This is a genomic window from Neisseria sp. P0014.S009 (assembly GCF_051958155.1).
Taxonomy (GTDB): Bacteria; Pseudomonadota; Gammaproteobacteria; order Burkholderiales; family Neisseriaceae; genus Neisseria; species Neisseria flavescens_C.
The window spans coordinates 1-237 of record NZ_JBQCVS010000258.1 but is presented as its reverse complement, the minus strand read 5'-3'; the positions used below and the strand labels follow the sequence as shown (position 1 = coordinate 237).

General features: G+C 37.6%; 1 protein-coding gene. It reads left to right on the top strand.

Annotated elements, in window-relative coordinates; translation table 11 throughout:
• Nucleotides 1–16: 16 nt before the first annotated feature.
• Nucleotides 17–237 (top strand): hypothetical protein (locus ACTHS4_RS12570; RefSeq protein ID WP_440366053.1); only part of this gene is annotated, 221 nt, incomplete at its 3' end.

Below are 237 nucleotides of genomic sequence, written 5' to 3'. Positions count from 1 at the left end.
AGTGAATGTCAGCACAATGCAATTTGAACGTCCGAAATTTAATCTAAAAGCTTATGTTGAAAGCCAAAAATTTGGCTTTAGCTCTGGTAGAAAGATTCGTTTAACTTTCCGTATTGATAAAAAAACAGGTGGCTTTTTGACAGAAACACCATTATCAACGGATCAAACGGTAAAAGATTGTGGCACTGAATATGAAATTTCTGCGACCGTGATTGAGAGCGCTATGCTGGAATGGTG